The following is a 24,318-nucleotide window of genomic DNA, read 5'->3' as shown; positions in this document are numbered from 1 at the left end:
GCTCGTGGTGGCGGTTAGGACGTGTGGCTGAGCGTCGGGTCCTTTTCCAGGCCCTGCAGTCCGTTCCAGGCGAGGTTGATGAGATGGGCGGCGACGTCGGTGCGCTTGGGTTTGCGGGCCTCGAGCCACCACTGGCCGGTCAGGGCGATCATGCCGACAAGCATTTGGGCGTACAGCGGGGCCATGGAGGGGTTGAGGCCGCGGGCCTTGAACTGGGCGGCGAGGAGGTGTTCGACCTGGACGGCGACGTCGCCAATAAGCGAGGAAAACGTCCCGGTGGATTGGGTCACAGGTGAGTCGCGCACGAGGATGCGGAAGCCGTCGGAATTCGTCTCAATGTATTCCAGCAGGGCGAGGGAGGTGCGTTCGACGATCGCGCGCGGATGGCCGCCGTCGGACAGGGAATCAGAAATGGCGGAGGTGAGCTTTTGGACTTCGCGGTCGACGATGACGGCGTACATTCCTTCTTTTCCGCCAAAGTGCTCGTAGATGACGGGCTTGGAAACCTTGGCGGCGGCGGCGAGCTCCTCGACGCTCGTGCCGTCAAAACCCCGCTTGGCAAAGAGCTTGCGCCCCACGGTGATGAGCTGTTCGCGGCGCTGGGTGCCGGTCATACGGGCGCGGGGTGCGGGGGTTTTCTCGGTTGCCACACCACCATCATGCCTGAGGTAGACTGCAAACGGTTCTTTCCGCCCTTGTGTAATGGCAGCACGCAGGCCTTTGGTGCCTTGAAGTCCGGGTTCGAATCCTGGGGGCGGAGCTTTTCCTGCCGGGGGCGCAATCGGGCGGTAACCTGGTGAGGAAATAGGGCGAGAAATCGCCAGTCGCACCCCTAAGGAGCACGAGAGCTCGTGAGCGCGAACGAGGCCACCCCAACGACGTTATCTGCCGTCATCGTCCTAGCCGCGGGGGCCGGTACCCGCATGAAATCTGTCACGCCGAAGGTGCTGCATACGGTGGCGGGCAGGAGCCTGCTCGGGCACGCCATCAGCGCCGCGCGCTCGCTCCATCCGCAGCGGGTCTGCGTCGTCGTGAGGCATCAGCGCGATGCTGTCGTCGACCATGCGCTGGCCGTGGATCCGGAGCTCGTCATCGCCGATCAGGACGATATTCCCGGCACGGGACGCGCGGTGCAGTGCGCGCTTGAGGCGCTCGGTGAGCTGAGCGGGCCGGTGCTCGTGACGGCGGGCGATACGCCGCTGCTCGATGGCGAGGAACTGGCCGGGCTGGCCGAGGCGCATGCGACCAGCGGCAACGACATCACGGTGCTATCCGCCCGGGTGCGAAATCCGCGCGGCTACGGCCGGATCGTGCGCACGGAGGCTGGTTCGGTGCGCGCCATCGTCGAGGAAAAGGACGCGAGCGAGGCCGAGCGTGCGATCGACGAGGTCAACACGGCGACCTACGTTTTTGACTCCCAGCTGCTGGCCGACGCCCTTTCCGACGTCGGCCAGGATAACGCCCAGGGCGAGGTGTATTTGACGGACGTCATCGCGATCGCGGTGGCGCGCGGCAAGCGCGTCGGGGCGCATGTGCTTTCCGATCCCGCGACGGCCGAGGGCGCGAATGACCGCTCCCAGCTGGCGCAGCTCGGCGCCGAACTCAACCGGCGCACGATGACCAAGTGGATGCGCGCGGGCGTGACGATCATCGACCCGGGCTCCACGTGGATCGACGTCGACGTCTCCTTCGGCACCGACGTCACCATCCACCCGGGCTGCCAGGTGCTGGGCGCGACGACAATCGGCGACGGCGTGCAGATCGGCCCGGACACGACGATCGCCAACTGCGAGGTCGGTGCGGAGGCGAAAATCATTCGCACGCACGCAAATCTTGCCATGGTAGGTACGGGCGCCCACGTCGGGCCCTTCGTCCACCTCGGGCCGGACTCCCGCGTCCTTGATGGCGAACGCATCCATCCGTTTTCCGATATCACCAGCATCGACGCCGCAACGCGCGAAGGTTAGGAGCCAAGGATCATGACCGGTATCCACACGCAGGGCGAGAAGCACCTCGTTCTTATCTCCGGGCGGGCGCATCCGCAGCTCGCGACCGAGGTGGCGCAAGAGCTAGGTATCGAAGTCCTGCCCTCGACGGTCTACGACTTTGCTAACGGCGAGATTTACGTGCGGTTTTCCGAGTCGGTGCGCGGCGCGGACGCGTTCGTCCTGCAGTCGCACACGGCTCCGATCAACACCTGGCTCATGGAGCAGCTCATCATGGTCGACGCGCTGAAGCGCGCCTCGGCCAAGCGCATCACCGTCGTGGCGCCGTGCTACCCGTATGCGCGCCAGGACAAAAAGCACCGCGGGCGCGAACCGATCTCCGCGCGGCTGGTGGCCGACCTGTTCGAAACCGCGGGCGCCGATCGCATCATGAGCGTGGACCTGCACGCCGCGCAGACGCAGGGCTTCTTCAACGGGCCCGTCGACCACCTGTGGGCGATGCCGATCCTGACGGACTACGTGCGCACCCGCATCGATACGAACAACTGCACCGTCGTCTCCCCGGACGCCGGGCGCATCCGCGTCGCCGAAATGTGGGCCGCCAAACTCGGCGGGGGACCGCTCGCCTTCGTGCACAAAACGCGCGACGTCTCGCGCCCGAACCAGGCCGTCGCCAACCGCGTCGTCGGCGATGTTGAGGGGCGCACGTGCGTGCTCGTCGACGACCTCATCGACACCGGCGGCACGATCGCCGAGGCCGTGCGGGTACTGCTGAACGAAGGCGCGAAGGACGTCATCGTCGCGGCCACGCATGGCGCGCTGTCCGATCCGGCGGCCCAGCGGCTGTCCGAATCCGGGGCGCGCGAGATCATCGTGACCGACACGCTGCCGATCGAGCCCGAAAAGCGCTTCCCGCAGCTGACGGTACTGCCGATTGCGCCGCTGCTCGCGCGCGCGATCCGCGAGGTCTTCGACGACGGGTCCGTCACATCGCTGTTTGACGGCAACGCCTAGGGTGTTGCGCGGGCGAGTGATCGGCTAGCATAGATGCCGTTGCCTCGGCGAGGGAGGCGCGCGGGCCCCGGCCTGCAGCGCACTCCGTTATCGACGCGGCCAGGTTGTTAGCGCTCCGCTGGGACATGGTCGCCCCAGAGGCCGGCGCGCCCCGGTGGGTGCGCTGCACCGCACAACCGCGTGAGATGCTCACGCCCGACCATTAGGAGAGCTCATGCCTGAACAGCTCAACGCTCAGCTCCGCACGGATTTCGGTAAGGGCGCTGCCCGCCGCATCCGCCGCGACGATCTGATTCCCGCCGTCCTTTACGCCAAGGGCGATGACCCCATCCACCTGACGCTGCCGGGGCACGACACGTTCCTCATCATCAAGGACAACGTCAACGCCCTCATCAACGTCACCTACGACGGCGGCAAGTCCCTCGCGCTGGTCAAGGACATTCAGCGCAACGCCGTCAAGCGCACCATCGAGCACATCGACCTCGTCATGGTGACGCGCGACCAGAAGGTCCAGGTTGACGTGCCCGTCACGATCACCGGCGAGTCCGCGCCCGGCACCATCACGCTCGTGGAGATGGTCTCGATGACGGTCACCGCGCCCGTGATCGACATTCCCGAGGTCATCGAGGTCTCCGTCGAGGGGCTCGAGGACGGCACTGTTGTGCGATTTGAGGATCTTACGCTGCCCGATGACGTCGAGGCCGACTACGAGGTTGATCAGCCGATCGTCATCGTGGAGATTCCGCGGATCGACGAGTCCGACCTTGAGACGCCCGCCGCTGAGGACGAGGGCGCCGAGGGCGAGGACGCGGGCGATGCCGCGGCCGAGGAAGGCTCCGAGGACGCCGAGGACGGCGCCGAGGGCTAATCCCGCGAACGTGTCAGGCGGCGTCTGCGCTTCATGCGTGGGCGCCGCTTGGCGTATGGTTCGAGCGGCGAGAAAGGTGAGGGCGAGATGGCGGATGCGACGCGCGGCAGCGAGACGGCGGGCCGTGCGGGGCCGTGGCTCATTGTGGGGCTCGGCAACCCGGGGCAAAAATACGTCTACAACCGGCACAACGCCGGCTACATGGTGATCGGCGAGCTGCTGCATCGCAGCGGCGGGCGGCTCGCGCGCCACCGCTCGGGCGCGAAAGTGGCTGAGGTGCGGCTCGGCATCGGGCCGGGCGGGGTGCCCGGGCCGCGGGCGATCCTCGCGATCACGGATACCTATATGAACGTCTCCGGGCAGGCGGTGCGCGCGCTCGCCGACTTCTTCTCGATTGCGCCCGAGCGGGTGCTCGTGGTGCACGACGAGCTCGACCTGCCGGAGCACACGCTGCGGCTCAAGCGCGGCGGCGGCGAGGGCGGGCACAACGGCCTGAAATCGATCACGCAGCACCTTGGTATGCGCGACTATGCCCGGCTACGCATCGGGGTGGGGCGCCCGCCCGGCCGGATGGATCCGGCCGCCTACGTGCTGCAGGACTTCCCGGCGGCCGACCGCGGCGAGTGGGCCGTGACGATCACGCAGGCCGCCGACGTCGTCGAAGACGTTGCCCAGCGCGGCTTTGAGCGCGCGCAAGGCGAGGCGAACACCGCGGGTTAGCGAGAGGTAACGGAGCGAGCATGTCGATGCATTCAATGGGCGGCCCGGGCGGGTACGCGTCGAGTTTTCGAAAAGACCAGTCCGTGCGCGGGGCGTCCGTGCCGAAGGGCACGACCAAGCGCATCCTCGCCTACGCCCAGCCCTACCGTGGGCTCATCGCTGCCTTCCTCGCCACGCTCCTGATCGATGCGCTGGCTGCTGTCGCGACCCCGCTGTTGCTGCGCGCGATCATCGACGACGCCGTGCCCGCCGCCGATCGGCGCCTCGTCGTGCTGCTGGCCTCGGCCGTCGCGGGCGTCGCGATCATCGAAGCGAGCCTTGCGATCGCCTCGCGGTGGTTTTCCGCGCGCCTCGGCGAATCGCTCATCTACGACCTGCGGCGCGAGGTCTTCGCCCACGTGCAGCGCCAGTCCATGTCGTTTTTCACCGCCTCGCGCACCGGCAACCTCGTGACGCGGCTCAACTCGGACGTCATGGGCGCCCAGCAGGCCTTCACCTCCGCGCTCGCGGGCACCGTGTCGAACGCGGTGACGCTCGTCGTCGTCCTAGCGACGATGATCGCGCTGAGCTGGCAGATCACGCTGCTCGCGCTCGTCCTCGTCCCGATCGTGCTGCTGCCGGCGCGCAGCGTGGGGCGGCGGCTCGCGACGCTGCGCCGGCGCGGAATGGAGCTGAACGCCGACCTCGGCAATCGCATGACCGAGCGCTTTAACGTGGCGGGCGCCCTGCTCGTCAAGCTCTTCGGCTCGGCCGACGTGGAAGCTGCCGAATACGGCGCCCGCGCCGCGGCAGTGCGCGATATCGGTATCAAGCAGGCGATGACGGCGCGGGTGTTCTTCGCGACGCTCGCCGCCATGGGATCGCTCGCGACTGCCCTCGTCTACGGGGTCGGCGGCATCATGGCGATCACCGGCGCCGTCTCGGTCGGTACGCTCGTCGCCTTCGCCGCACTGCTCACGCGGCTGTACGGGCCGCTGACCTCGCTGTCGAACGTCCAGGTCGAGATCATGAGCGCGCTCGTGAGCTTCGATCGCGTCTTCGAGATTTTGGACCTGCGGCCGCAGGTTGCCGAGCCAGCCACCCCGCGCGCGCTGCCCGCCGGCCCGATCGGCGTCGAGCTGGATTCGGTGACGTTTGCCTACCCGCGCGCCTCCGAGGTCTCGCTCCTCTCGCTAACGAGCTCGGACGCCGCCGATTCCGGGGCGCGCGTCAGCGACGACGAGGGCGAGGCGACGCCCGTCATCCGCGACGTCAGCCTCACCGTCGAACCGGGCAAAATGCTGGCCCTCGTCGGGCCCTCGGGGGCCGGCAAGACGACGCTGACCGCGCTCATAGCGAGGCTGTATGACCCGCAGCACGGCGCGGTGCGCCTCGGCGGCATCGACGTGCGCGAATTGGCCGCCGATGACCTGCACGCGGCGCTCGGTGTCGTGACCCAAGATGCGCACCTGTTTCACGAGTCGGTGCGCGATAACCTCGCGTTCGCCGCGCCGCGCGCGAGCGATGAGGACATGTGGCAGGCACTCGACGCCGCGCACGTCGCGCACGTCATCCGCGCGCTGCCCAAGGGCCTGGACACCGTCGTCGGCGACCGCGGCCACCGCTTGTCCGGCGGCGAAAAACAGCGCGTCGCGATCGCCCGCCTGCTGCTGCGCAGCCCCCGCGTCGTCGTGCTCGATGAGGCCACCGCGCACCTGGATTCTGCCTCCGAAGCGGCCGTCCAGCGCGCGCTCGATGAGGCGATGAGTGGGCGCACCTCCGTCGTCATCGCGCACCGCCTGTCCACCGTCCTCGCGGCCGACGAAATCGCGGTGATCGACGACGGGCGCGTCGCCGAGCGCGGCACGCATCGCGAGCTGCTGGCCGCCGGCGGGCTGTACGCGCACCTGTACCGCACGCAGTTCGCACTTGGCGGCGAGCCCACCTAGGCTGGGTGCGTGAATCTTCGCGCCCTCCTGCCGCTACTTTCTGCCGATTCCTCCTTCGCCGCGCCCATCGAGCGCGCCGCCGGGCGGGGGATCGCCGAGATCGTCGCCACCCCGGGCATCCGCCCCGCGCTACTCGCCGAATTAGCGCGCGTGCGCCCGCTGGCCATCGTCACGGCGACGGGCCGGGAGGCCGATGAGCTGCAGGCGGCGCTCGCGGGCTACCTGCAGCCGCACGACGTCGCCGTCCTACCGGCCTGGGAGACGCTGCCGCACGAACGCCTCTCGCCGCGCCCCGATACCGTCGCGCGGCGCCTGGCCGTGCTGCGACGCCTGGCCCACCCCGATCCGGCGATCCCCGCCGCGGGGGCGCTGCGCGTCGTCATCATTCCCGTGCGCGCGCTCATCCAGCCCGTCGTCGCGGGCGCCGCCGAGCTTGCGCCGGTGCGCCTTGCCGTCGGCCAGGAAGCGGACTTAGAGGAGGTCGCCACCCAGCTCGCCGATGCCGCCTACACGCGCGTGGACATGGTGGAGCGGCGCGGCGAGTTCGCGGTGCGCGGCGGCCTGCTTGACGTCTTCCCGCCGACGGAATCCCACCCCTTGCGCATCGAGTTTTTCGGCGACGAAGTTGACGAGATTCGGGTGTTTTCCGTCGCCGACCAGCGCTCGATTGAGGCCCGCGAGTTTGTCTGGGCCCCGCCGGCGCGCGAGATCCTGCTGTCCTCGCGCGTGCGCGCGCGGGCGCGCGAGGCCATCGCTGATTTCCCGGGCGCGCGCGAGATGCTGGAAAAGATCGCCGATGGCATCGCCGTCGAAGGGATGGAATCGCTCGCTGGGCTCCTCGTCGACGATATGCACTCCGTCGTGGCGAACCTCGATCCGGACAGCCTGCTGATTGCGCTCGATCCGGAGCGGCTCGCGCGGCGCGTCGATGATTTGCTCGCGACGACCGACGAGTTCCTCTCCGCGGCGTGGACGAGCGCGGCCGCGGGCGGCACAGCGCCGCTGGCGGTCCGCAAGGCGTCGTTTTTGACGCTCGATGAGACGCGCACGGCGGCGATCAACCGCTCGCTCGGTTGGTGGGAGGTCTCGGCGCTGGCCTCCGGCGCGAGCGAGGAGCACGTGATCGACGCCGAGGCCGCCCACCGCTACCGCGGGCGCATCGATGAGCTCGCCAACGACCTTCGCACCTGGCTGCACGAGGGGCGCCGCGTCGTCATCACGACGGACGGGCCCGGGCCAGGCCGGCGCGTCGCCGAACAGCTCGGGCAGGCGGGCATTGCCGCGCAATTCACGCCGGAGCTTGCGGATGGGGTCGATCCCGGCACCGTGCACGTGACGCTCGGTGCGCTTACGGAGGGGTATCTCGCGCCGGGCGCGCGCGTCGTCCACCTCGCCCACGCGGACCTGACCGGCAGACGCCGCGATACCGCCGCGGCGGGCCAAAAAATGCCGACGAAGCGCCGCAAAACCGTCGATCCGCTTGCGCTCAAGCCCGGCGACTACGTCGTCCACGATACGCATGGCGTCGGCCGCTTCGTCGAACTCATCACGCGCTCGGTGGGGGCGGGCGCGAAGAAGGGGATGCGCGAATACGTCGTCATCGAATACGCGCCCTCGCGCCGCGGCGGGCCAGCCGACCGCCTCTTCGTGCCCACCGATTCGCTCGACCAGGTCACGAAGTACACCGGCGGGGAGTCCCCCAGCGTCAACCGGCTGGGCGGCAGCGACTGGGCGAAGACGAAATCGAAGGCGCGCAAGGCGATCCGCGAGATCGCGGCAGAGCTCATCCGCCTGTACGCGGTGCGCACGAGCGCCAAGGGCCACGCATTCTCGCCCGATACGCCCTGGCAGCGCGAGCTGGAGGAGGCCTTCCCCTACATGGAAACGCCCGACCAGCTCGCCACGATCGAGGACGTCAAGGCCGATATGGAGCGTGCCGTGCCGATGGACCGCCTCATCTGCGGCGACGTCGGCTACGGCAAGACGGAGATCGCGGTGCGCGCCGCGTTCAAGGCCGTCCAAGACGGCAAGCAGGTGGCCGTGCTATGTCCGACGACGCTCCTCGTCCAGCAGCATTTTGAGACGTTTTCCGAGCGCTACGGCGGTTTTCCGGTGCGCGTAGCCGCACTCTCGCGCTTCCAAAGCGCCGCCGAGGCCAAGCGCATCAAGGACGAGCTGAAGGCCGGCACGATCGACGTCGTCATCGGCACCCACCGCCTCATCACCGGCGAGGTCTACTTCAAGGACCTGGGCCTCGTCATCGTCGACGAGGAGCAGCGCTTCGGCGTCGAGCACAAGGAAGCGCTCAAGCAGTTGCGTGCCAACGTCGACGTGCTCGCCATGAGCGCCACCCCGATCCCACGCACCCTAGAAATGGCGGTCACCGGCATCCGCGAGATGTCGACGCTCGCGACGCCGCCCGAGGAGCGCCACCCCGTCCTGACCTACGTCGGGCGGTATGAGGAAAAGCAGATCGCCGCGGCCATCCGGCGCGAGCTACTGCGCGATGGCCAGGTGTTTTTCATCCATAACCGGGTCGAATCGATCGACAAGGTCGCGGCGCGGCTGAAGGAGCTCGTGCCCGAGGCCCGCATCGGTATCGGCCACGGCAAGATGAACGAGACCCAGCTGGAAAAGGTCATCGTCGATTTTTGGAACCGCGAGTTCGACGTTCTCGTGTGCACGACGATCGTGGAGACCGGGCTTGATATCTCCAACGCGAACACGCTCATCGTCGACCGCGCCGACGCCTTTGGCCTCTCCCAGCTGCACCAGCTGCGCGGGCGGGTCGGCCGCGGCCGGGACCGCGCCTACGCCTACTTCCTCTACCACCCCGAAAAGACGCTGACCGAAACCGCCTACGAGCGGCTGCGCACCATCGCCGCCAACACTGACCTGGGCGCCGGCATGCAGGTCGCGATGAAGGACCTGGAGATCCGCGGGGCGGGCAACCTGCTCGGCGGCGAACAGTCCGGCCATATCGCGGGCGTCGGCTTCGATTTGTATGTCCGCATGGTCGCGGAGGCCGTCGCCGCCTTCAAGGGCGAATACTCCGGCAGTAAGGACATGAAGCTCGAACTGCCCGTCGACGCGCACGTGCCCGAGGACTATATCGGTCACGAGCGGCTGCGGCTGGAGGCCTATTCGAAGATTGCCGCCGCCCGCACCCGCGAGGATCTCGACGCGATCGCCGCCGAGCTGACCGACCGCTACGGGCCGATCCCGCGCGTCGTCGAGCGCCTCTTTACCGTCGCGGAGCTGCGGGAAGCCGCGCGCGCGATCGGGCTGGAAGAGGCGATCGTGCAGGGCCAGATGCTGCGCGTCGGGCCGTTGCAGCTCAAGGACAGCCAGCAGGTGCGCCTGAAGCGGTTGCACCCCGGCACGCATATTCGCCTCGCGACGCGCCAGGTCCTCATCCCGATCCCCAAGCCCAAGGGCCTGGGGGAGCGTTCCATGTCCGACGATGACCTACTGGCGTGGGTGCGCGATCTGTTCGCGCTGCTAACCTCGATCATTCGCGGTTGAGGTAGCGGCCCCCGACTCGGCTTGCTAGCGGCGCCGACAGTGCTTCCACAGCACGATGGCGGCATCGGCTCTCCCTGCAACGAGTGGCGTCACTTCGATTGTGTCACAACCGCGCGATGAGATCAGGCAAGCGATTGGCGCGTAGGATAGAGCCGGACTGTATGTGCAACTCGGAGGTTTTCGTGCTTACTCATTCCCGCCGCCCGCTCGCGGCCGTCGCTGCTCTCGCCCTTGGAGTCTCCGCCCTCGCCGGCTGTCAGGCAGGCCAGGCCGCTCGCGTCGGCAATGAGCGGATTTCGGAGACGACGGTTTCCACGGTGGCCGCGGAACTGCCGCGAGTGACGGGCCAGGGGGCATCGCAGTCGAGCGCGCTGGCAAACCTGGTCCTTGCGGGCGCGATCACGCAGGCCGCGGGGGAAAACGGTATGGCGATGTCGAGCGATGACGTGCGCGCCAAGCTCGCCGAGCTCGGAATGGATGCGTCGGGCCTGAGCGATGAGACCCTGAAGGTGGCCGCGGCTTCGCTGCTGAACCAGCAAATCACCGCCTCCCCGAAGGCGGCCGAGATTGGCGAGCGCGTCAACGAGATCCTCACGAGCGCCGAGGTTAACCCGCGCTACGGCATTGATACGGCCGCCGGGCAGCCGCTGCCCAAGCCCGCTTGGTTCACCTCCCAGCAGTGACATTCGTCCTGCCCTTTTGCCCGTTTTGGCCCTAGGCTTAGAGCGTACGTTCCCACGAACACGTAAGGAGCCATAGTGGCTAGCATCGAAGCTGTAGGTGCACGCGAGATCCTCGACTCCCGGGGCAACCCGACCGTCGAGGTTGAGGTCTACTTGGAAGACGGCACGGTCGCCCGCGCCGCCGTTCCCTCCGGCGCCTCGACAGGTGCATTTGAAGCGGTTGAACGTCGCGACGGCGACAAGTCCCGCTACGACGGCAAGGGCGTCCAGGGCGCCATCGAGGCCGTCATCGACGTCATCGCTCCCGAGATCCTGACGCTGGATGCCTCCGAGCAGCGCGTCATCGACGAGGTACTCATCGACCTGGACGGCACGACGAATAAGGGTAAGCTCGGCGCCAACGCGATCCTCGGCGTCTCGCTCGCCGTCGCGAAGGCCGCCGCCGATTCGGCCGGTCTGCCGCTGTTCCGCTACCTCGGCGGACCGAACGCGCACGTGCTGCCGGTGCCGATGATGAACATCCTGAACGGCGGCTCGCACGCCGACACCAACGTCGACATCCAGGAGTTCATGATCGCTCCCGTCGGCGCCTCGACCTTCAAGGAAGCCCTGCGCTGGGGTACCGAGGTCTACCACACGCTGAAGTCCGTCATCAAGGAGCGGGGCCTGTCCACCGGGCTCGGCGACGAGGGCGGCTTCGCGCCGTCGCTCGAGTCGAACGCTGCGGCGCTCGACCTCATCATGGAAGCCATCGAGAAGGCCGGCTACCGCCCGGGCGAGGAGATTGCGCTCGCGCTCGACGTCGCCGCCACCGAGTTCTTCAGCGATGGCGCCTACCAGTTCGAGGGCGAGGCCCGCGACACCGAGTACATGATCAACTACTACGAGGGTCTGCTCGAGAAGTATCCGCTGGTCTCGATTGAGGATCCGCTGAGCGAAGACGAGTGGGATGCCTGGAAGCTCATGACTGAGCGCCTGGGCGATCGCCTGCAGATTGTTGGCGACGACCTGTTCGTCACGAACCCCGAGCGGCTGAAGAAGGGCATCGACACCCACACCGCGAACGCGCTGCTGGTCAAGGTCAACCAGATTGGCTCGCTTTCCGAGACGCTGGACGCGATCGATCTCGCGCACCGCGCGGGCTTCAAGACGATGACCTCGCACCGCTCCGGTGAGACCGAGGATACGACGATCGCGGATCTCGCCGTGGCGACGAACTCCGGTCAGATCAAGACCGGCGCGCCGGCTCGCTCCGAGCGCGTCGCGAAGTACAACCAGCTGCTGCGCATCGAGGAGGAGCTGGAGGACGCGGCGGTCTACGCCGGGCACTCCGCCTTCCCGCGCGCCAAGCGCTAACCAGCTACCGCCCCCGCGGGATTCGGTTTCGTCCGGCGGGGGCGCAGCTATGTCCTCGCGCGTGCGCGGGTGCACCTAGGTATGTGCGCGCGGGCCCGGGTGCGCGCAAGTGTGTGCGGGAGAGTGTGGTGCGTGTGTGCGCGACGCTGCGGCGGACTTCGCTCACATTCGGCGCGTAGTCGTGCCGGGCGAGCGACTTTAGGCGCACAATGGGAGGCGTGAAATCCCGCAGACCCTCCTCCCCACGCCGCGTGCGCCGCCCCAGTGCTGGCGCGAGCTCGGCGAAGCCGGGCGGCTCGGGGGCAAAGCCCAACGCATCGGGCATCAAGCCTCGCGGGTCGGCACCTAAGCCGGGATCACCGAAGCTTGCCGCACGCGCCAATCGTGGCGCGATGCGTCGTCGTCGAGACAAAGCAACCGGCCTGAAATTCACCACCAAGCGCGGGACGTATTCGATCTCGTGGCGCGCCATCATGTTGCTCGTGACGCTCGCGTTTTCACTGGCTATCGTCGCCTCGCCGCTGCAGCACTATCTGCAGCAGCGCGAACAGGCCCGCGCGCTGCAGGCCGAGGTCGCGGAACTACAAGCGGACATCGCGAAATACGAGCGTGAGAAGGCTCGCTGGCAGAACCCGGACTTCGTCGCTAGCCAGGCGCGTGACCGCCTCGGGTGGGTGCTGCCGGGCGAGACGCCCTACGTCGTCGTCGATCCCCACACCGTGACCGGCGAGAAGCCGCCGGATGACCCGCGACGCGGCGTGCCCGAGCGCGAGATCCGCCAACCCTGGTACCTGACCATTGCTGATTCCGTGGAGATTGCCGCGGGCCTGAAGGAGGCACCCGATGCCGGTAACTGACGCCGATCGCAAAACCCTTGCCCACCAGCTGGGGCGGGTGCCGCGCGGCGCGGTCGATATTGCGACACGCTGCACGTGCGGACGGCCGCTCGTCGTGGTGACGGCACCGAGGCTCGATGATGGCACGCCATTTCCGACGACCTTCTACCTCACGCATCCCGCGATCGTGAAGGGGATTTCGACGCTGGAGGCGCGCGGCGTCATGCACGAGATGAACGAGGAACTGCATGCCAACTCGGAGCTCGCGGCCGCCTACCAGCGCGCTCACGAGTCCTACCTGGCGGCGCGCGCTGAGCTCGGCGAGGTCGAAGAGATCGAGGGCATTTCCGCCGGGGGGATGCCAACACGTGTCAAGTGCCTGCACGCCCTTGCCGGTCATGCGTTGGCTGCGGGCGAGGGCGTCAACCCATTTGGTGATCGCGCACTCGAGATGCTGCGGGCAGAAGGGCTATGGGATCCAGACGTGTGCTCCTGCGAGGACGAAGGCGAGGACGCGTGAGTCGCGTTGCCGCGATTGACTGCGGCACGAACTCGATTCGCCTCCTCATTGCCGACGTCCCCTCGGCGCCCGATCGTGCCGCTGCCCCTGGCTCGGCAGCGTTGAGCGATGTCGAGCGGCTCATGCGCGTCGTACGCCTGGGCCAGGGCGTGGATCGCACCGGGATGCTCGCGCCGGAGGCACTGGAGCGGACCTTTGCCGCCGCGGCCGACTATGCCGAGCTGTGCGAGCGCCACGGCGTCGAAACGATCCGCTTCGTCGCCACCTCCGCGACGCGCGATGCGACCAACCGGGATGTGTTCGTTGCGGGCATCAAGGAGCGTCTCGGGGTCGCCCCGGAAGTCATCTCCGGCGAGGAAGAAGCAGCCCTGAGCTTTGCGGGCGCGCTGTCATCCGTCGGCCCCGGTGAGGGCGATTCGCTCGTCGTCGATATCGGTGGGGGATCCTCCGAGCTCGTCCTCGGCGCCGGCGTGCCGCGAGCCCAGTTCTCGATGAACGTCGGCTGCGTGCGGATGACCGAGCGCCACCTGCACTCCGATCCGCCGACGGCCGAGCAGATCGCCGCCGCAAGCGCAGACATCGACGCCGCGCTCGATGAAGCCGAACGCCACGTTGATCTTGCTGCCTCCCGGCGTCTGGTTGGCCTTGCCGGCTCCGTCACGACGATCACCGCGCACGCGCTCGGCCTTCCCGCCTACGATTCGGCTGCGATCGACGGCATGAACCTCAGCGTCGAGCAGATCCACGCCTCGTGCGCTCAGCTGCTGCACGATTCGCGCGAGCAGCGCGCTGGCTACGGTTTCATGCACCCGGGCCGCATCGATGTCATCGGCGCCGGCGCGCTCGTGTGGGACCGGATCGTCGCGCGCGTGCACGCGCGCACGCGCGAGGCGGGCCACCCCATCGCTGGCGCCGTCACCTCCGAGCACGACATTCTCGACGGCATCGCGCTGTCCGCCGCAGGAGCTGTAGCGTAGGCGTATCCAGAGCAAAAGGGGGATGTCATGGATGATGAGAAACGTTTCGTGCGTAGGAAAGTTGTCCTGATCCTAGGAATTGCGCTCATCGGCTGCTTACTCGTAGCCTCGATCCCTTTCGTGGTCAAGACATTCGGTGTGTGGTGGCTTTTCGTTCCCCTCGTCGTGACGTTTTTTTAGGTGTGGCGATTCGCCTGCGCTATGACTGGCTTGGGGAGCGCTGAGCCTTCTGGCTCGTCTGTCCCGAGGAGCGTTTCCAGCAAAGTCATGTTCTAGTCCGATGTGCCCTGCCGCGACCCACTTACGATGACCCGGCCACCAGGCGTTCAGGGAGCGCAGGTCTTTGCCCTCAGACAGCTGAACGCCCCTACCTGCAGTTTTTGCCGGTAGGGGCGTTGGTGTTTTCGACGTTAGATGGGTGGTGGTCCGTTGAGGGTCTCGTCGAAGCGCCAGTCGTTGGCCAGGGTGAAGCCGCGCGGCTGCGTTCCCGCGGGTGCCATGACCGAATCGGCCGCCGCGGTGGTAGACAGTTGGTGATCGTCTGGGCCGGGTGGTGCTTTGCTTCCGATGTTGTCTTTGGGGCGCGGGATATCGCATATCGGCGGCGTGAGTCGCGGGTGGTAGATGGGCTGTTGGTCGGGGTCAATCCTGCGGGGTGGTCTGGCGGCGGGGATTCCGGTTTGGTCGATGATGATGGTCCAGCTGTTGGGGGCGCCGGGTGGTTTCTCGACTCGGGGATGATGTCGTGAGCACACTAAAGCGAGGTTGGTGAGGTTTGTGGGTCCGCCGCTTTCCCAGGAAATGATGTGGTGGGCCACGCATCCCTCGGGTGGGTCGGTACACATCGGGAAGACACATCCACCATCCCGAAGTGCCAAGAGTTTGCGGAGTTTCTTGCTAGCGAGGCGGGTTTCTCGTCCCCGGTCTGCGTCGCGCGTGTCCCACATGTGGCGGGAACGCTCCGGGAACGCCACCGTGAGGCCCTCAACGATCGGTGGGGCAGGTGGCGCCGGAGTCAACCCAGCGGTTTCCGCACCGGTTCCGGTGGCTACCGGCGTAGTAGCAGCGCTGGGACGTGAGGTGTCACCACAGGTGAAGTCATCGTCGGCCATGATGCGGTCGGTCAGGGACTCGGTATCGTCTTCGAAGGTGTCTGCTTCGGGGCCTTCGATTTCAGCGCCGTTGCCGTCGTTACCACCGGAGTGATTCGGCCCGGGACGGCTACCGCCACTATCGTTGCCGGACGGGCCGGGGCCGTCATACGGATCCTCACCATCAGGCGGGTCTTCGTCGTCGAAGAGATCTTCGGAAGGATCTTGATCTGTCGGGTCCTGGCCGTTGTCGGGGTCGTTTCCGGTGAGGTGGGTGAGGTCGTCTGCCTCGGGTGGGTAGTGCCCGGTCATGGTAGTGAACAACGCATCCAACAACCGCGTCTTCCTATCAGCAGCCTTCCGAGCTTTGCTGTGGCGTTGGGCTCGGGCAATGGTCTCAGCCTTCTTCTCCAACGCCGGCATCAAGATCCGCAAATACTCCGCGGGGATATGAGCGAACAGGTTCGCCCCAAACTCCCCATCCTGAATCAGCGTGATCGCGAGCCCCCGCTCATCGAAGGACTGCTTCCTACGTTTCGCGGTCGCGGCATTGTTGGCCTTACGTAGCGCTTCATCCAACATTTCGAGGGTGGTGCGGCATTTCTTACGGAACTCACCCGGTACCGGAGTCTCCGCCTCTTCCAACAATGCTGCTTCCACGTGCGGGAACTCGGTCTCGCTGTAGTGGGGCCGCATCTTCTCCAGCGTTTTGACCGCGGTGTTGAGGTTGTCTTGGGAGATGCGGGATGCTGCGGCGGCTTTCAACACGTTCGGGAACTCAGCCTGGCTACGGGCGGTACGGATCTCGCTGGTGGCAGCGTTCTTCGGGATGCGGCGTTCTTCAGCGATGACATCTGCCATGGACAGGCCATCGATCTCGGCAGCACCCGCCTGATCAGCCGACGCAATAATCTGCGTCCGGAGTGTCGATACCGCATTAAATGCTCGTTCGATGTTGCGGGCCGCGATCAACTTATGCAGCGCCTCCGGCAGATCAACACCATTCTCGACGGCTGCCGCGAGGATCCCGATCCCGAGATTGAGTAGGTCTTCCGACACGACAGGCGCAGTACCTGCGGCCGGGTGGGTGGCAGGCACATCAAAACCAGCCGCCTCGAACAACGACTTCAGTTCCATAATGCGCCTCCCTCCGGCCAATCAGTGAGTGGATGATCTCTGCCTGCTGCGGGGTGCTGCAAGCGACTGACCACGATCAAACCAACACGTCAACACCCGACAATCGAAGACCCACCAGAACGGAGATGCGCAGACGCGCAGGGGAGGGGTGTGGAGGACGACGGCCAGGAGGACGAGGTCAGGATGAGGACTTGCGACCCGGTGCGGGCGTGTGAGCGGGGACAGCGCTGCCGTCAGAGCAGTGAGGTGGTAGGGGGTACACCTGTACGGGTGGAAGCGGGAGATGGGCAAGCACGGCGCTATAGACGAACCAAGGGTGAAAACTCGCTGAATTGCGATTCGTTGAGCTATCCGCCTTAGCGGTATTGGGCTGCGCGGCAGTGCGCGGCAGGCGTGTCTTATTCCGCGAGCAGGCAGATTAGTCGCGGGCAGGGGGTTAGCCGCGACGGACGGCGGTTCGCACGCGGCGCTTGAGCGCGAGCGCGCCCAGGATCGCTGCGAGGAGCGAGCCGACAATGACTCCGATCTTCGCGTGATCGGTGTGCGGCGATTCGCCGAAGGAGAGCCCCGCGATGAGCAGCGAGACGGTAAAGCCGATACCGCCGAGCAAGGCGACACCCACGAGGTCCGGCAGGTCGACTCCGCCGCCCAGGCGCAGCGGTGTGTTCTTCACCAGCAGTGCGGTGCCACCCCAGATGCCGATGAGCTTGCCGAAGGGCAGCGCGAGGATGACGCCGAGGGCGACGGGATCAAGGAAGATATCTGTGAGGGTGCCCGAGCCCTCGATCAGGGTGACGCCCGCCGCGAAGAACGCGAAGACGGGCAGCACCAATCCCGCGCTGTAGGGATGGAAACGCTCGGCCCAGCGGTTGGTGAGCGCCTCGTGCTCGCCACGCTTAATCGTCGCGGGAACCATGAGGCCAAGCAATACGCCGGCGATCGTGGAGTGCACGCCCGAGATGTGCATGAGCGCCCACGCGAGGAGTGCCAACGGGATGAGCAGCAGCGGCGAGGTGATACGCCGGTTGACGAGAACCGCGAAAACGGCGATGACGGCGAAGGCACCGAGCAGCGCAAGGAAGTTCAGTGACTCGGTGTAGAACGTCGCGATGATGATGATGCCGAGTAAGTCGTCGACGACGGCAAGCGTCAGCAGGAAGGTGCGTACCGCGGGCGGGAGGCCGCGCCCGAAGATGCCAAGGAGCGCGACGGCAAAGGCGATGTCCGTCGCGACGGGGATCGCCCAGCCATGCAGGCCGTCCGAGTCAGTGGCGAGTTGAATTGCGACGTAGACGACGGCCGGTCCCACCATGCCGAAGACGGCGGCGAGCACGGGGACCATCGCCTGGCGCAGATCGCGCAGCGCACCGGTGACGAATTCCGTCTTGAGCTCGAGGCCGACGACGAAGAAGAAGATCGCGAGCAGCCCGTCGGACGCCCAGTGCGCAATCGGCAGGTTCAAGTGCAGCGAGGCGGGGCCGATCGTGTACTCGGAGATGGCGTGGTAGGTCGCGCGCCACGGCGAGTTCGCCCACAGGAGCGCGAGGACCGCGCCGAAGAGCAGCACCATGCCCGCGGTGGGCTCGTGGTGCAGCCGCGAGGGGATCGACTCCAGGAACCCGCGCACGCCCTTCGGCCCGATCCGCAACTCGCTTTGGTAGCGGCGCAGCCGCCGGCGCCTGCGGTCGAGGTTGCGGGGGCGTTGGAAGCCATGCGCGCCCGGCGAGTTCGCGCGCGAGGAGCGCACGATTCCCTCGCCCCGGAACGGGATACGTACCGGGTTAGCGTCGGGCGAGGCACCCACCTGGGACAGGCCGAGGGCGCGACGGTGACCCTTCGGATGCGGCGGGCGGACCGGATCTGGCATGGCGTTGAACCTTCGAGGGCGACAATGATGCGATTGAAGCCAGGGTATCGCTCGGGGGCCCGCCCGGCCGCATTTTCCGAATCGTGGCGCGTGTGACGATTAGCGACGGACGAGTCCGCCGCGCCAGTAAGGAAGACGTAATGGGGGTTCGCCGTCGGGGCAGGCCATTGTGACGATTAGGTCCGCGAGCGCTACGCTTATCTCGCCGCCCCCGTAGCCCAATCGGCAGAGGCAGCTGACTTAAAATCAGTCCAGTGTGGGTTCGAGTCCCACCGGGGGCACTCGAGTTGGTGTGCAGCCCGTGCTCAGTGGGGCGTGACGATCCCGTTTTCATAGGCGAAGACGACGGCCTGCACGCGGTCGCGTAGGCCCAGTTTGGCCAGTAGGTTACCGACGTGGGTTTTGACGGTGGTCTCCGAGACGAAGAGTTCGGAGGCAATTTCCGCGTTGGAGGCACCCGTCGCGATGAGTTCGAGAACTTCGCGTTCGCGGACGGTCAGGGAGTTGATCGCGGCGGAGTGTGCGGAATCTGCGGCTTCTTCGGTCGGGAGTTTCTCGCCGAACAGCTCGAGCATGCGCGAGGTGATGCGCGGGGAGAGCACGGCTTCGCCGGAGGCGACATTGCGGATCGCGGTGATGAGGTCGGCCGGCGGGGTGTCTTTTAGCAGGAAGCCGGAGGCCCCGGCGCGCAGTCCGGCGAAGGCGTATTCGTCGAGGTCGAAGGTCGTCAGGACGAGGACTCGGGTGTGGGGGAGCGCCGCGACGATCTGCTTGGTGGCTTCGATGCCGTCGACCTCGGGCATGCGCACGTCCATGAGGACGACGTCGGGGTAGAGGGCCTTGGCCTGGGAGATGGCGGCGCGCCCGTCGGCGGCCTCGCCAATGACCTCGATGCCGTCGGCGCCGTCGAGGACCATCGCAAAGCCCATGCGTAGCAGGGCTTGATCGTCAACGATGAGGACGCGGATGACGGAATCGTTCTCGGCGTCGAATTCCTCGGCGGTCACGCGTGCTCCTTTTGCATGGGGTGGTACTGGTCAGTCTAAATGGGAGAGGACCAGGTGTGGGGTTGGCCTGGCACCCGCAGGGTGGCGCGCACCTGCCAGCCCTTGGTCGTCGGGCCGGCGTGGACGGTGCCGTCGTAGACGGCGGCACGCTCGCGCATGCCGATCACGCCCTTGCCCGAGCCCGGCATGACCTGGCGGCCATCGCCGGCGTCGTTCTCGATGGTGATGACGATATCGCGCCCGGAACGCGAGAGCGTGACGGAGATCCGCTTGGAGGTGCGGGCATAGCGCAGGACGTTGGTGAGGGATTCTTGCACGATGCGGTAAATGGCCAAGTGCAGGCCCGGGTCCGGAGGGAGCTCCGGGCCCGATTCCTCGAGTGTGACGGGCATCCCCGCGCGCTTGTAGGAGGCGACGAGGCGGCGGACGTCGTGCTCACCGGGTTGGGGTTCGCGGGGGACATCGTCTTCGGCATCGGCGGCCGGCTGCCCCGGCAGGGGCGGAGCGCTCGCGGCATCCTGGCGCAACACGCCGACGAGGCGACGGGCGTCTTGGAGGGAGTCGCGCCCGACCTGAGCGAGCTGGGTGACGGCCGTTTTCGCCATGTCGGGATTGCGTTCGAGGGCGACGGCTGCGCCTTCAGCAAGGGTCACCATCACTGACAGCGAGTGGGAGACGACATCGTGCATCTCGCGCGCGATCCGGTTTCGCTCCTGGGAGACGGCAAGCTGCTCGCGCTGTTCATGTTCGAGCGTGAGCTGGCGGGCGCGGTTTTCGAGTTCCGCCATGCGCAGCCGGGAGGAACGAATATTGGAGCCGATGAGGTAGGCGATGAGCAGCAGCAACCAGACGACGAGGACGAGCAGGCCGAAGACTTCCCGCGTACCCCAGATATAGGCGACGCCCGTCGTCGCGAGCAGCGTCGTGGCCGTCGCGGGTAGAGAAATCCGCAGCGCGCATTCGGAGCCGACAGTAAAGACGGCCAGGCATAGCGCCGCCAGATCGATGTAGGGCGTGTACGGCTGGGACAGGGTTTGGCCACTGACTTGCAGGTGCAAGACTGTACGAGCGGCCGTCGTCGTGCCCGCACCAGGCGCCGCTGTGAGTGCGAGTTGGTAGAGGATCGGGACGAGCACCGCGGCGGCGAGGAAACCGAGCGGCTGGCAGCGTCGCAATGCCACCGCAACCGCCATGATGACGACGTAGATGACGGTGATGGCAAGCGCGAGACCGCCAAGGCGTAGGGTGTCGGAGCTGAAGGTTGCCGCGACGTAGAGCAGCGCGATGGAAATGTCCGTCAGCCACGGGTGAGAACGCAGAAACTGCCGCAGCGAACCGCGGCGGGGAGCGCCATCACCGAGTGCCAGGACGTCGTCCACCCCCGAACCGGTGATGGCTCGGGGGTGGGGGATTGGACGCAGTCTCATACTGGTTAGCCTAGGGCGCTTAGCCGCGCCGGTCGGCTAGTTGATGTCGCGCTGCTTGACGAAGATGGCACCGATGAGAGCGACGATCGCGACATACAGCGCAAGGAGCAGCGCGGCGGTGAGGCGGCTCACCGGCGAGGTCGCGAAAACTGCGGGCGTCAGCAGGTGGTTGGTCAGCATCAGGGGCATGTATTCCGTGACCGGGCCCAGCCACTCGAAACGGCTCGAGAGCATCATGATCGGGAGGGGCAACACGTAGATCAGGCCGACGCCCGAAGTGATCGCCCCCGCCGACGACCGCAGGATCGCCGCGAGGGCGAAGCCCAGCAGCGCAAAGAACAGCAAGTAGACGATCGCCCAACCGCTGACTGCAGCGACGTCGTCGGTGACCGCGGAATTGCCGGAGCGAAGCAGCCCGAAACCGAGTGCGGCTACGACCGTGGCAGCCCAATTGGCGAGCACGACGCCCACGACGACAAGAGCTTTTGCGGCAAACACCATGAGGCGACGCGGGACGGTGACGAACGTCGTGATGGCGGCGTTCTTCGTGAATTCGGTTGACATGACCAGAACGCCGATTGCGAGCAGGATGAGGGCCTGCAGCTGCAGGGAGGCCTGGAGTGCCACGTGGGAGGTGACCGACGGATCACTTTCGCTCGGCATCGTGAACGTGATGAGGGCCGGCAGGCCGAGCCCGATCAGTAGCGAGATGCCGGTCGTGATGACGAGCGAGCGAAGCGATAAGAACTTTCGCCATTCACTACGCACGACGCGTGGGAAGCTCACGCGTGGTGCGACAGAGAAGTTGGCGGCGGTTTCGATCGTGGAGATGGCGTTCGCGGTGCTCACTTGGATACCTCCGGGGTTGAGAACTGCACGGAATCGTCGGTCAGCGAGAAGAAGGCGTCTTCCAGTGAGGAGTGCAGCGGTGTGAGTTCGTACAGTGCGATGCCGGCGCGGGCAGCGGCATCACCGATGGTGCGCGCGTCAAGACCTTCGATGACGCCGTCGTTGACGGACGGGTGCTTCAAAGCGGCAAGGAGCGCGTCCATATCGGAGGCGACGACGCGGGTGCGGACTTGTTCGCGGCCCGCCATGACGTCGGCGGTGGGCGCGTGGGCGAGGATGCTGCCGCGGCCGATGACGAGGACGTCGTCGGCGATTTGCGCAAGTTCGCTCATGAGATGGGATGAGACGAGGACGGTGCGGCCCTCGGCGGCCCAGGACCGGGTGAGGTGACGGATCCAGCGCACGCCGGCCGGGTCGAGGCCGTTGACGGGCTCATCGAGTAGATAGACTCCCGGGTCGCCGAGCATTGCGGCCGCAATACCGAGGCGCTGGCCCATGCCGAGGGAGAACGTGCCCACGCGGCGGTCGGCGACCGAGCGCAGACCGACGATGTCGAGGACCTGTTCCACGCGGGCCCCCGAGACGCCGTGGGTATCGGCGATCGCGCGTAGGTGGGCGCGGGCCTTGCGTCCGGGATGGATGCCGCGGGCATCGAGCAGTGCGCCTGCGGTCGAGATCGGCGCGGGCGAGTCCGCGAACTTCTGGCCGTTAATGGTGGCGGTGCCCGAGGTGGGGCGGTCCAGGCCCAGCGCGATGCGCATCGTCGTGGATTTGCCGGCGCCGTTAGGGCCGACAAAGCCCGTGACTTTTCCCGGCGGGATTATCGCCGAGATGTCGTTGACCGCGCGGACATTGCCGTAGATCTTGGTGAGATTGCGGATTTCAATCATGGTCTTTCCTCCTAAGTCCAGCCTAGGAATCGTCCTCGCGGACCGGATCCGTCGAGATGGCGAAAGCTCGGAAAGCACCTCAGGGTAGTAGTGGGGAGGAGCGGGCGCCGCGTGTCCTACGCAAGGAGGAGATTTCCCCCAGATGTTCGCTTAGCGAAAAAGCTTGCTAGCTCCAGATTGTTCGCGCCCGTAGACTAGGGACAGAGCCGGTAGACGCCGCACCCGGCGCCCCCGACTAGGAGGATTAAGATGTCCAACCCATACTTTTCGTCGAATCCAGTGTTCGCCGAAAAATCCAAGCTTGACCGCACCCCGGGCGGCTACCCGACGATGCCGGGCTACACCCCGGGCTCGTCACAGCCCACCGCGCCCGGCCAGCAGCAGCCGGCCTACGGCGAGTACCGCGGCCAGGATTATGCCCAACAGCCGATGAGCACAGAGGAACTGCAGCGCTCCTACGATCAGCCGGCCGCCGGCCCGATGGACACCGGGCGCATGACGCTGGATGACGCCATCATGAAGACCGGCGTCGTGATCGGCACGATCGTGCTGACCGCCGCGATCCACTGGCTTGTGCTCGGCCCGAACATGGGCCTGACGATGCTCGGCCTCGTGGTTGGCCTCGTTCTCGGTCTCGTCAACGCCTTTAAGAAGGAACCCTCACCGCTGCTCATCATGGGCTACGCGGTCGCCGAGGGGCTGTTCCTTGGTGGCATTTCCGCCATGTTCGAGTCGCAGTGGGGCGGCATCGTCCTGCAGGCCGTGCTTGCCACGTCGGTGACGTTCCTCGTCTGCCTTGGCCTGTACGCCTCCGGCATGGTGCGCGTGACCGCAAAGTCGGTGCGGATCTTGATGTTTGCGATGCTCGGCTACCTCGCCTTCAGCCTCGTGAACCTTGTCTTGATGTTCACCGGCGTCACGACCGATCCGTGGGGCCTGCGCGGCGCCACGATCATGGGAATTCCGCTCGGCATCATCGTCGGCGTCCTCGCGGTTGTGCTGGCCGCCTACTCCCTGATCGTCGACTTCGACGCAATCAAGCGCGGCGTTCAGCGCGGCGTGCCGCAGAAGTACTCGTGGGCCGCAGCCTTCGGTATCGCGGTCACGCTCGTGTGGCTCTACCTCGAATTCCTGCGCCTGCTCGCAATCCTGCGCAATAACTAAGGAGCGATATGACTGACACGAACCTGCCCACGGCCTCCGGCCAGTTCGGCGATAAGCCCGAGATCACCTTCCCCGGCGGCCCTGCTCCCCGCGAGCTGGAAGTTCTCGTCTTGGAAGAAGGTAACGGCGAGACCGTCGCCGCGGGCCAGACGATCACCGTGAACTACCTCGGCCAGTCCTGGGATGGTGGAGTCTTCGACAACTCCTACGATCGCGGCGCACCGATCGACTTCCCGATCGGCGTCGGCATGGTCATCGCCGGATGGGATGAGGGCCTCGTCGGCCGCAAGATCGGCGACCGCGTCCTGCTCTCGATCCCCGGCCACCTGGCCTACGGCCCGGCCGGCGTGCCGCAGGCGGGCATCGGCCCGAATGAGACGCTGGTCTTCGTCGTGGATATCCTCGACGCGGAATAATCTCACACCGCTCAGCTGAATCCGGCTGGCACCGCTCAGGGCGGCGCCAGCCGGATTTTGTTAGGGTAATTTCCTGGAGCGCCGGGAAGTCTGGTCG

20 protein-coding genes and 2 tRNA genes are annotated in these 24,318 nt (G+C 66.6%); 15 read left to right on the top strand and 7 right to left on the bottom strand.

The genetic code is table 11. The features are described 5' to 3' along the window. Nucleotides 1-14 precede the first annotated feature (14 nt). Nucleotides 15-614 carry a TetR/AcrR family transcriptional regulator gene (locus BLU67_RS06690; RefSeq protein ID WP_092564159.1) on the bottom strand — a complete coding sequence of 200 codons (600 nt, stop codon included), beginning with the start codon at nt 612-614 and terminating at the stop codon, nt 15-17. A 74-nt stretch (nt 615-688) separates the two neighbouring features. Here BLU67_RS06690 and BLU67_RS06685 point away from each other — a divergent pair. From BLU67_RS06685 to BLU67_RS06630, 12 genes are all read left to right on the top strand, one after another. After that, a tRNA-Gln gene (locus BLU67_RS06685) sits at nt 689-760 on the top strand. A gap of 91 nt (nt 761-851) precedes the next feature. Next, the gene (locus BLU67_RS06680) at nt 852-1,967 is read left to right on the top strand and encodes a bifunctional UDP-N-acetylglucosamine diphosphorylase/glucosamine-1-phosphate N-acetyltransferase GlmU (protein ID WP_261977057.1); all 1,116 of its coding nucleotides are present in this window, start codon (nt 852-854) and stop codon (nt 1,965-1,967) included. 12 nt (nt 1,968-1,979) lie between these two features. Next, nucleotides 1,980-2,960 (top strand): ribose-phosphate diphosphokinase, encoded by a 981-nt coding sequence (locus BLU67_RS06675; protein WP_092564005.1) that lies wholly within the window; start codon nt 1,980-1,982, stop codon nt 2,958-2,960. Nucleotides 2,961-3,174: 214 nt separating this feature from the next. Next, nucleotides 3,175-3,828, top strand: a complete 654-nt coding sequence (locus tag BLU67_RS06670) for a 50S ribosomal protein L25/general stress protein Ctc (protein WP_092564002.1) — start codon at nt 3,175-3,177, stop codon at nt 3,826-3,828. Between the two features lie 87 nt (nt 3,829-3,915). Further along, a complete protein-coding gene (pth, locus tag BLU67_RS06665) occupies nt 3,916-4,548 on the top strand; it encodes an aminoacyl-tRNA hydrolase (protein ID WP_092563999.1) in 633 nt (210 codons plus the stop codon). A gap of 20 nt (nt 4,549-4,568) precedes the next feature. After that, nucleotides 4,569-6,476, top strand: a complete 1,908-nt coding sequence (locus tag BLU67_RS06660; RefSeq protein ID WP_222842409.1) for an ABC transporter ATP-binding protein — start codon at nt 4,569-4,571, stop codon at nt 6,474-6,476. Between the two features lie 9 nt (nt 6,477-6,485). Next, nucleotides 6,486-10,001 (top strand): transcription-repair coupling factor, encoded by a 3,516-nt coding sequence (gene mfd, locus BLU67_RS06655; RefSeq protein WP_092563993.1) that lies wholly within the window; start codon nt 6,486-6,488, stop codon nt 9,999-10,001. Nucleotides 10,002-10,183: 182 nt separating this feature from the next. After that, the gene (locus tag BLU67_RS06650; RefSeq protein ID WP_143027360.1) at nt 10,184-10,684 is read left to right on the top strand and encodes a hypothetical protein; all 501 of its coding nucleotides are present in this window, start codon (nt 10,184-10,186) and stop codon (nt 10,682-10,684) included. Nucleotides 10,685-10,759: 75 nt separating this feature from the next. Further along, nucleotides 10,760-12,040, top strand: coding sequence for a phosphopyruvate hydratase (gene eno, locus BLU67_RS06645; RefSeq protein ID WP_092563988.1), 1,281 nt, complete (start codon nt 10,760-10,762; stop codon nt 12,038-12,040). A 218-nt stretch (nt 12,041-12,258) separates the two neighbouring features. Beyond that, nucleotides 12,259-12,897, top strand: coding sequence for an FtsB family cell division protein (locus tag BLU67_RS06640; RefSeq protein WP_176780721.1), 639 nt, complete (start codon nt 12,259-12,261; stop codon nt 12,895-12,897). After that, nucleotides 12,884-13,396 carry a DUF501 domain-containing protein gene (locus BLU67_RS06635; protein ID WP_092563982.1) on the top strand — a complete coding sequence of 171 codons (513 nt, stop codon included), beginning with the start codon at nt 12,884-12,886 and terminating at the stop codon, nt 13,394-13,396. The genes BLU67_RS06640 and BLU67_RS06635 overlap by 14 nt, the downstream gene beginning before the upstream one ends. Continuing rightward, nucleotides 13,393-14,373, top strand: coding sequence for a Ppx/GppA phosphatase family protein (locus tag BLU67_RS06630; protein WP_092563979.1), 981 nt, complete (start codon nt 13,393-13,395; stop codon nt 14,371-14,373). The genes BLU67_RS06635 and BLU67_RS06630 overlap by 4 nt, the downstream gene beginning before the upstream one ends. A gap of 410 nt (nt 14,374-14,783) precedes the next feature. Here the strand turns inward: BLU67_RS06630 and BLU67_RS06625 are convergent, their stop codons facing one another. Both BLU67_RS06625 and nhaA read right to left on the bottom strand, forming a co-directional pair. Beyond that, a complete protein-coding gene (locus BLU67_RS06625; RefSeq protein WP_092563976.1) occupies nt 14,784-16,601 on the bottom strand; it encodes an HNH endonuclease signature motif containing protein in 1,818 nt (605 codons plus the stop codon). Nucleotides 16,602-17,037: 436 nt separating this feature from the next. Then, the gene (gene nhaA, locus BLU67_RS06620; RefSeq protein WP_092563973.1) at nt 17,038-18,468 is read right to left on the bottom strand and encodes a Na+/H+ antiporter NhaA; all 1,431 of its coding nucleotides are present in this window, start codon (nt 18,466-18,468) and stop codon (nt 17,038-17,040) included. Between the two features lie 207 nt (nt 18,469-18,675). Here nhaA and BLU67_RS06615 point away from each other — a divergent pair. After that, a tRNA-Leu gene (locus BLU67_RS06615) sits at nt 18,676-18,749 on the top strand. 24 nt (nt 18,750-18,773) lie between these two features. On the opposite strand, the gene BLU67_RS06610 is transcribed toward BLU67_RS06615, so the two are convergent. Genes BLU67_RS06610 through BLU67_RS06595 form a run of 4 tightly spaced genes read right to left on the bottom strand, consistent with a single transcriptional unit; the run spans nt 18,774 to nt 22,641 of the window. Next, nucleotides 18,774-19,475, bottom strand: a complete 702-nt coding sequence (locus tag BLU67_RS06610; RefSeq protein WP_261977056.1) for a response regulator — start codon at nt 19,473-19,475, stop codon at nt 18,774-18,776. Between the two features lie 35 nt (nt 19,476-19,510). Beyond that, nucleotides 19,511-20,902, bottom strand: a complete 1,392-nt coding sequence (locus BLU67_RS06605) for a sensor histidine kinase (protein ID WP_092563970.1) — start codon at nt 20,900-20,902, stop codon at nt 19,511-19,513. Between the two features lie 36 nt (nt 20,903-20,938). After that, nucleotides 20,939-21,751, bottom strand: a complete 813-nt coding sequence (locus tag BLU67_RS06600; protein ID WP_092563967.1) for a hypothetical protein — start codon at nt 21,749-21,751, stop codon at nt 20,939-20,941. Continuing rightward, the gene (locus BLU67_RS06595) at nt 21,748-22,641 is read right to left on the bottom strand and encodes an ATP-binding cassette domain-containing protein (protein WP_092563964.1); all 894 of its coding nucleotides are present in this window, start codon (nt 22,639-22,641) and stop codon (nt 21,748-21,750) included. Before BLU67_RS06595 ends, BLU67_RS06600 begins: the two co-directional genes overlap by 4 nt. A gap of 249 nt (nt 22,642-22,890) precedes the next feature. Here BLU67_RS06595 and BLU67_RS06590 point away from each other — a divergent pair, with 249 nt between their 5' ends. Together BLU67_RS06590 and BLU67_RS06585 are read left to right on the top strand one after the other, a co-directional pair. Further along, the gene (locus BLU67_RS06590; RefSeq protein ID WP_092563961.1) at nt 22,891-23,805 is read left to right on the top strand and encodes a Bax inhibitor-1/YccA family protein; all 915 of its coding nucleotides are present in this window, start codon (nt 22,891-22,893) and stop codon (nt 23,803-23,805) included. 8 nt (nt 23,806-23,813) lie between these two features. Beyond that, a complete protein-coding gene (locus BLU67_RS06585) occupies nt 23,814-24,221 on the top strand; it encodes an FKBP-type peptidyl-prolyl cis-trans isomerase (protein WP_092563958.1) in 408 nt (135 codons plus the stop codon). The last annotated feature ends 97 nt before the right edge of the window (nt 24,222-24,318 follow it).

Source organism: Bowdeniella nasicola, from assembly GCF_900107735.1.
GTDB lineage: Bacteria > Actinomycetota > Actinomycetes > Actinomycetales > Actinomycetaceae > Bowdeniella > Bowdeniella massiliensis.
Note: the sequence above shows the minus strand (reverse complement) of the source record. Positions and strands in the feature narration are given on the sequence as shown.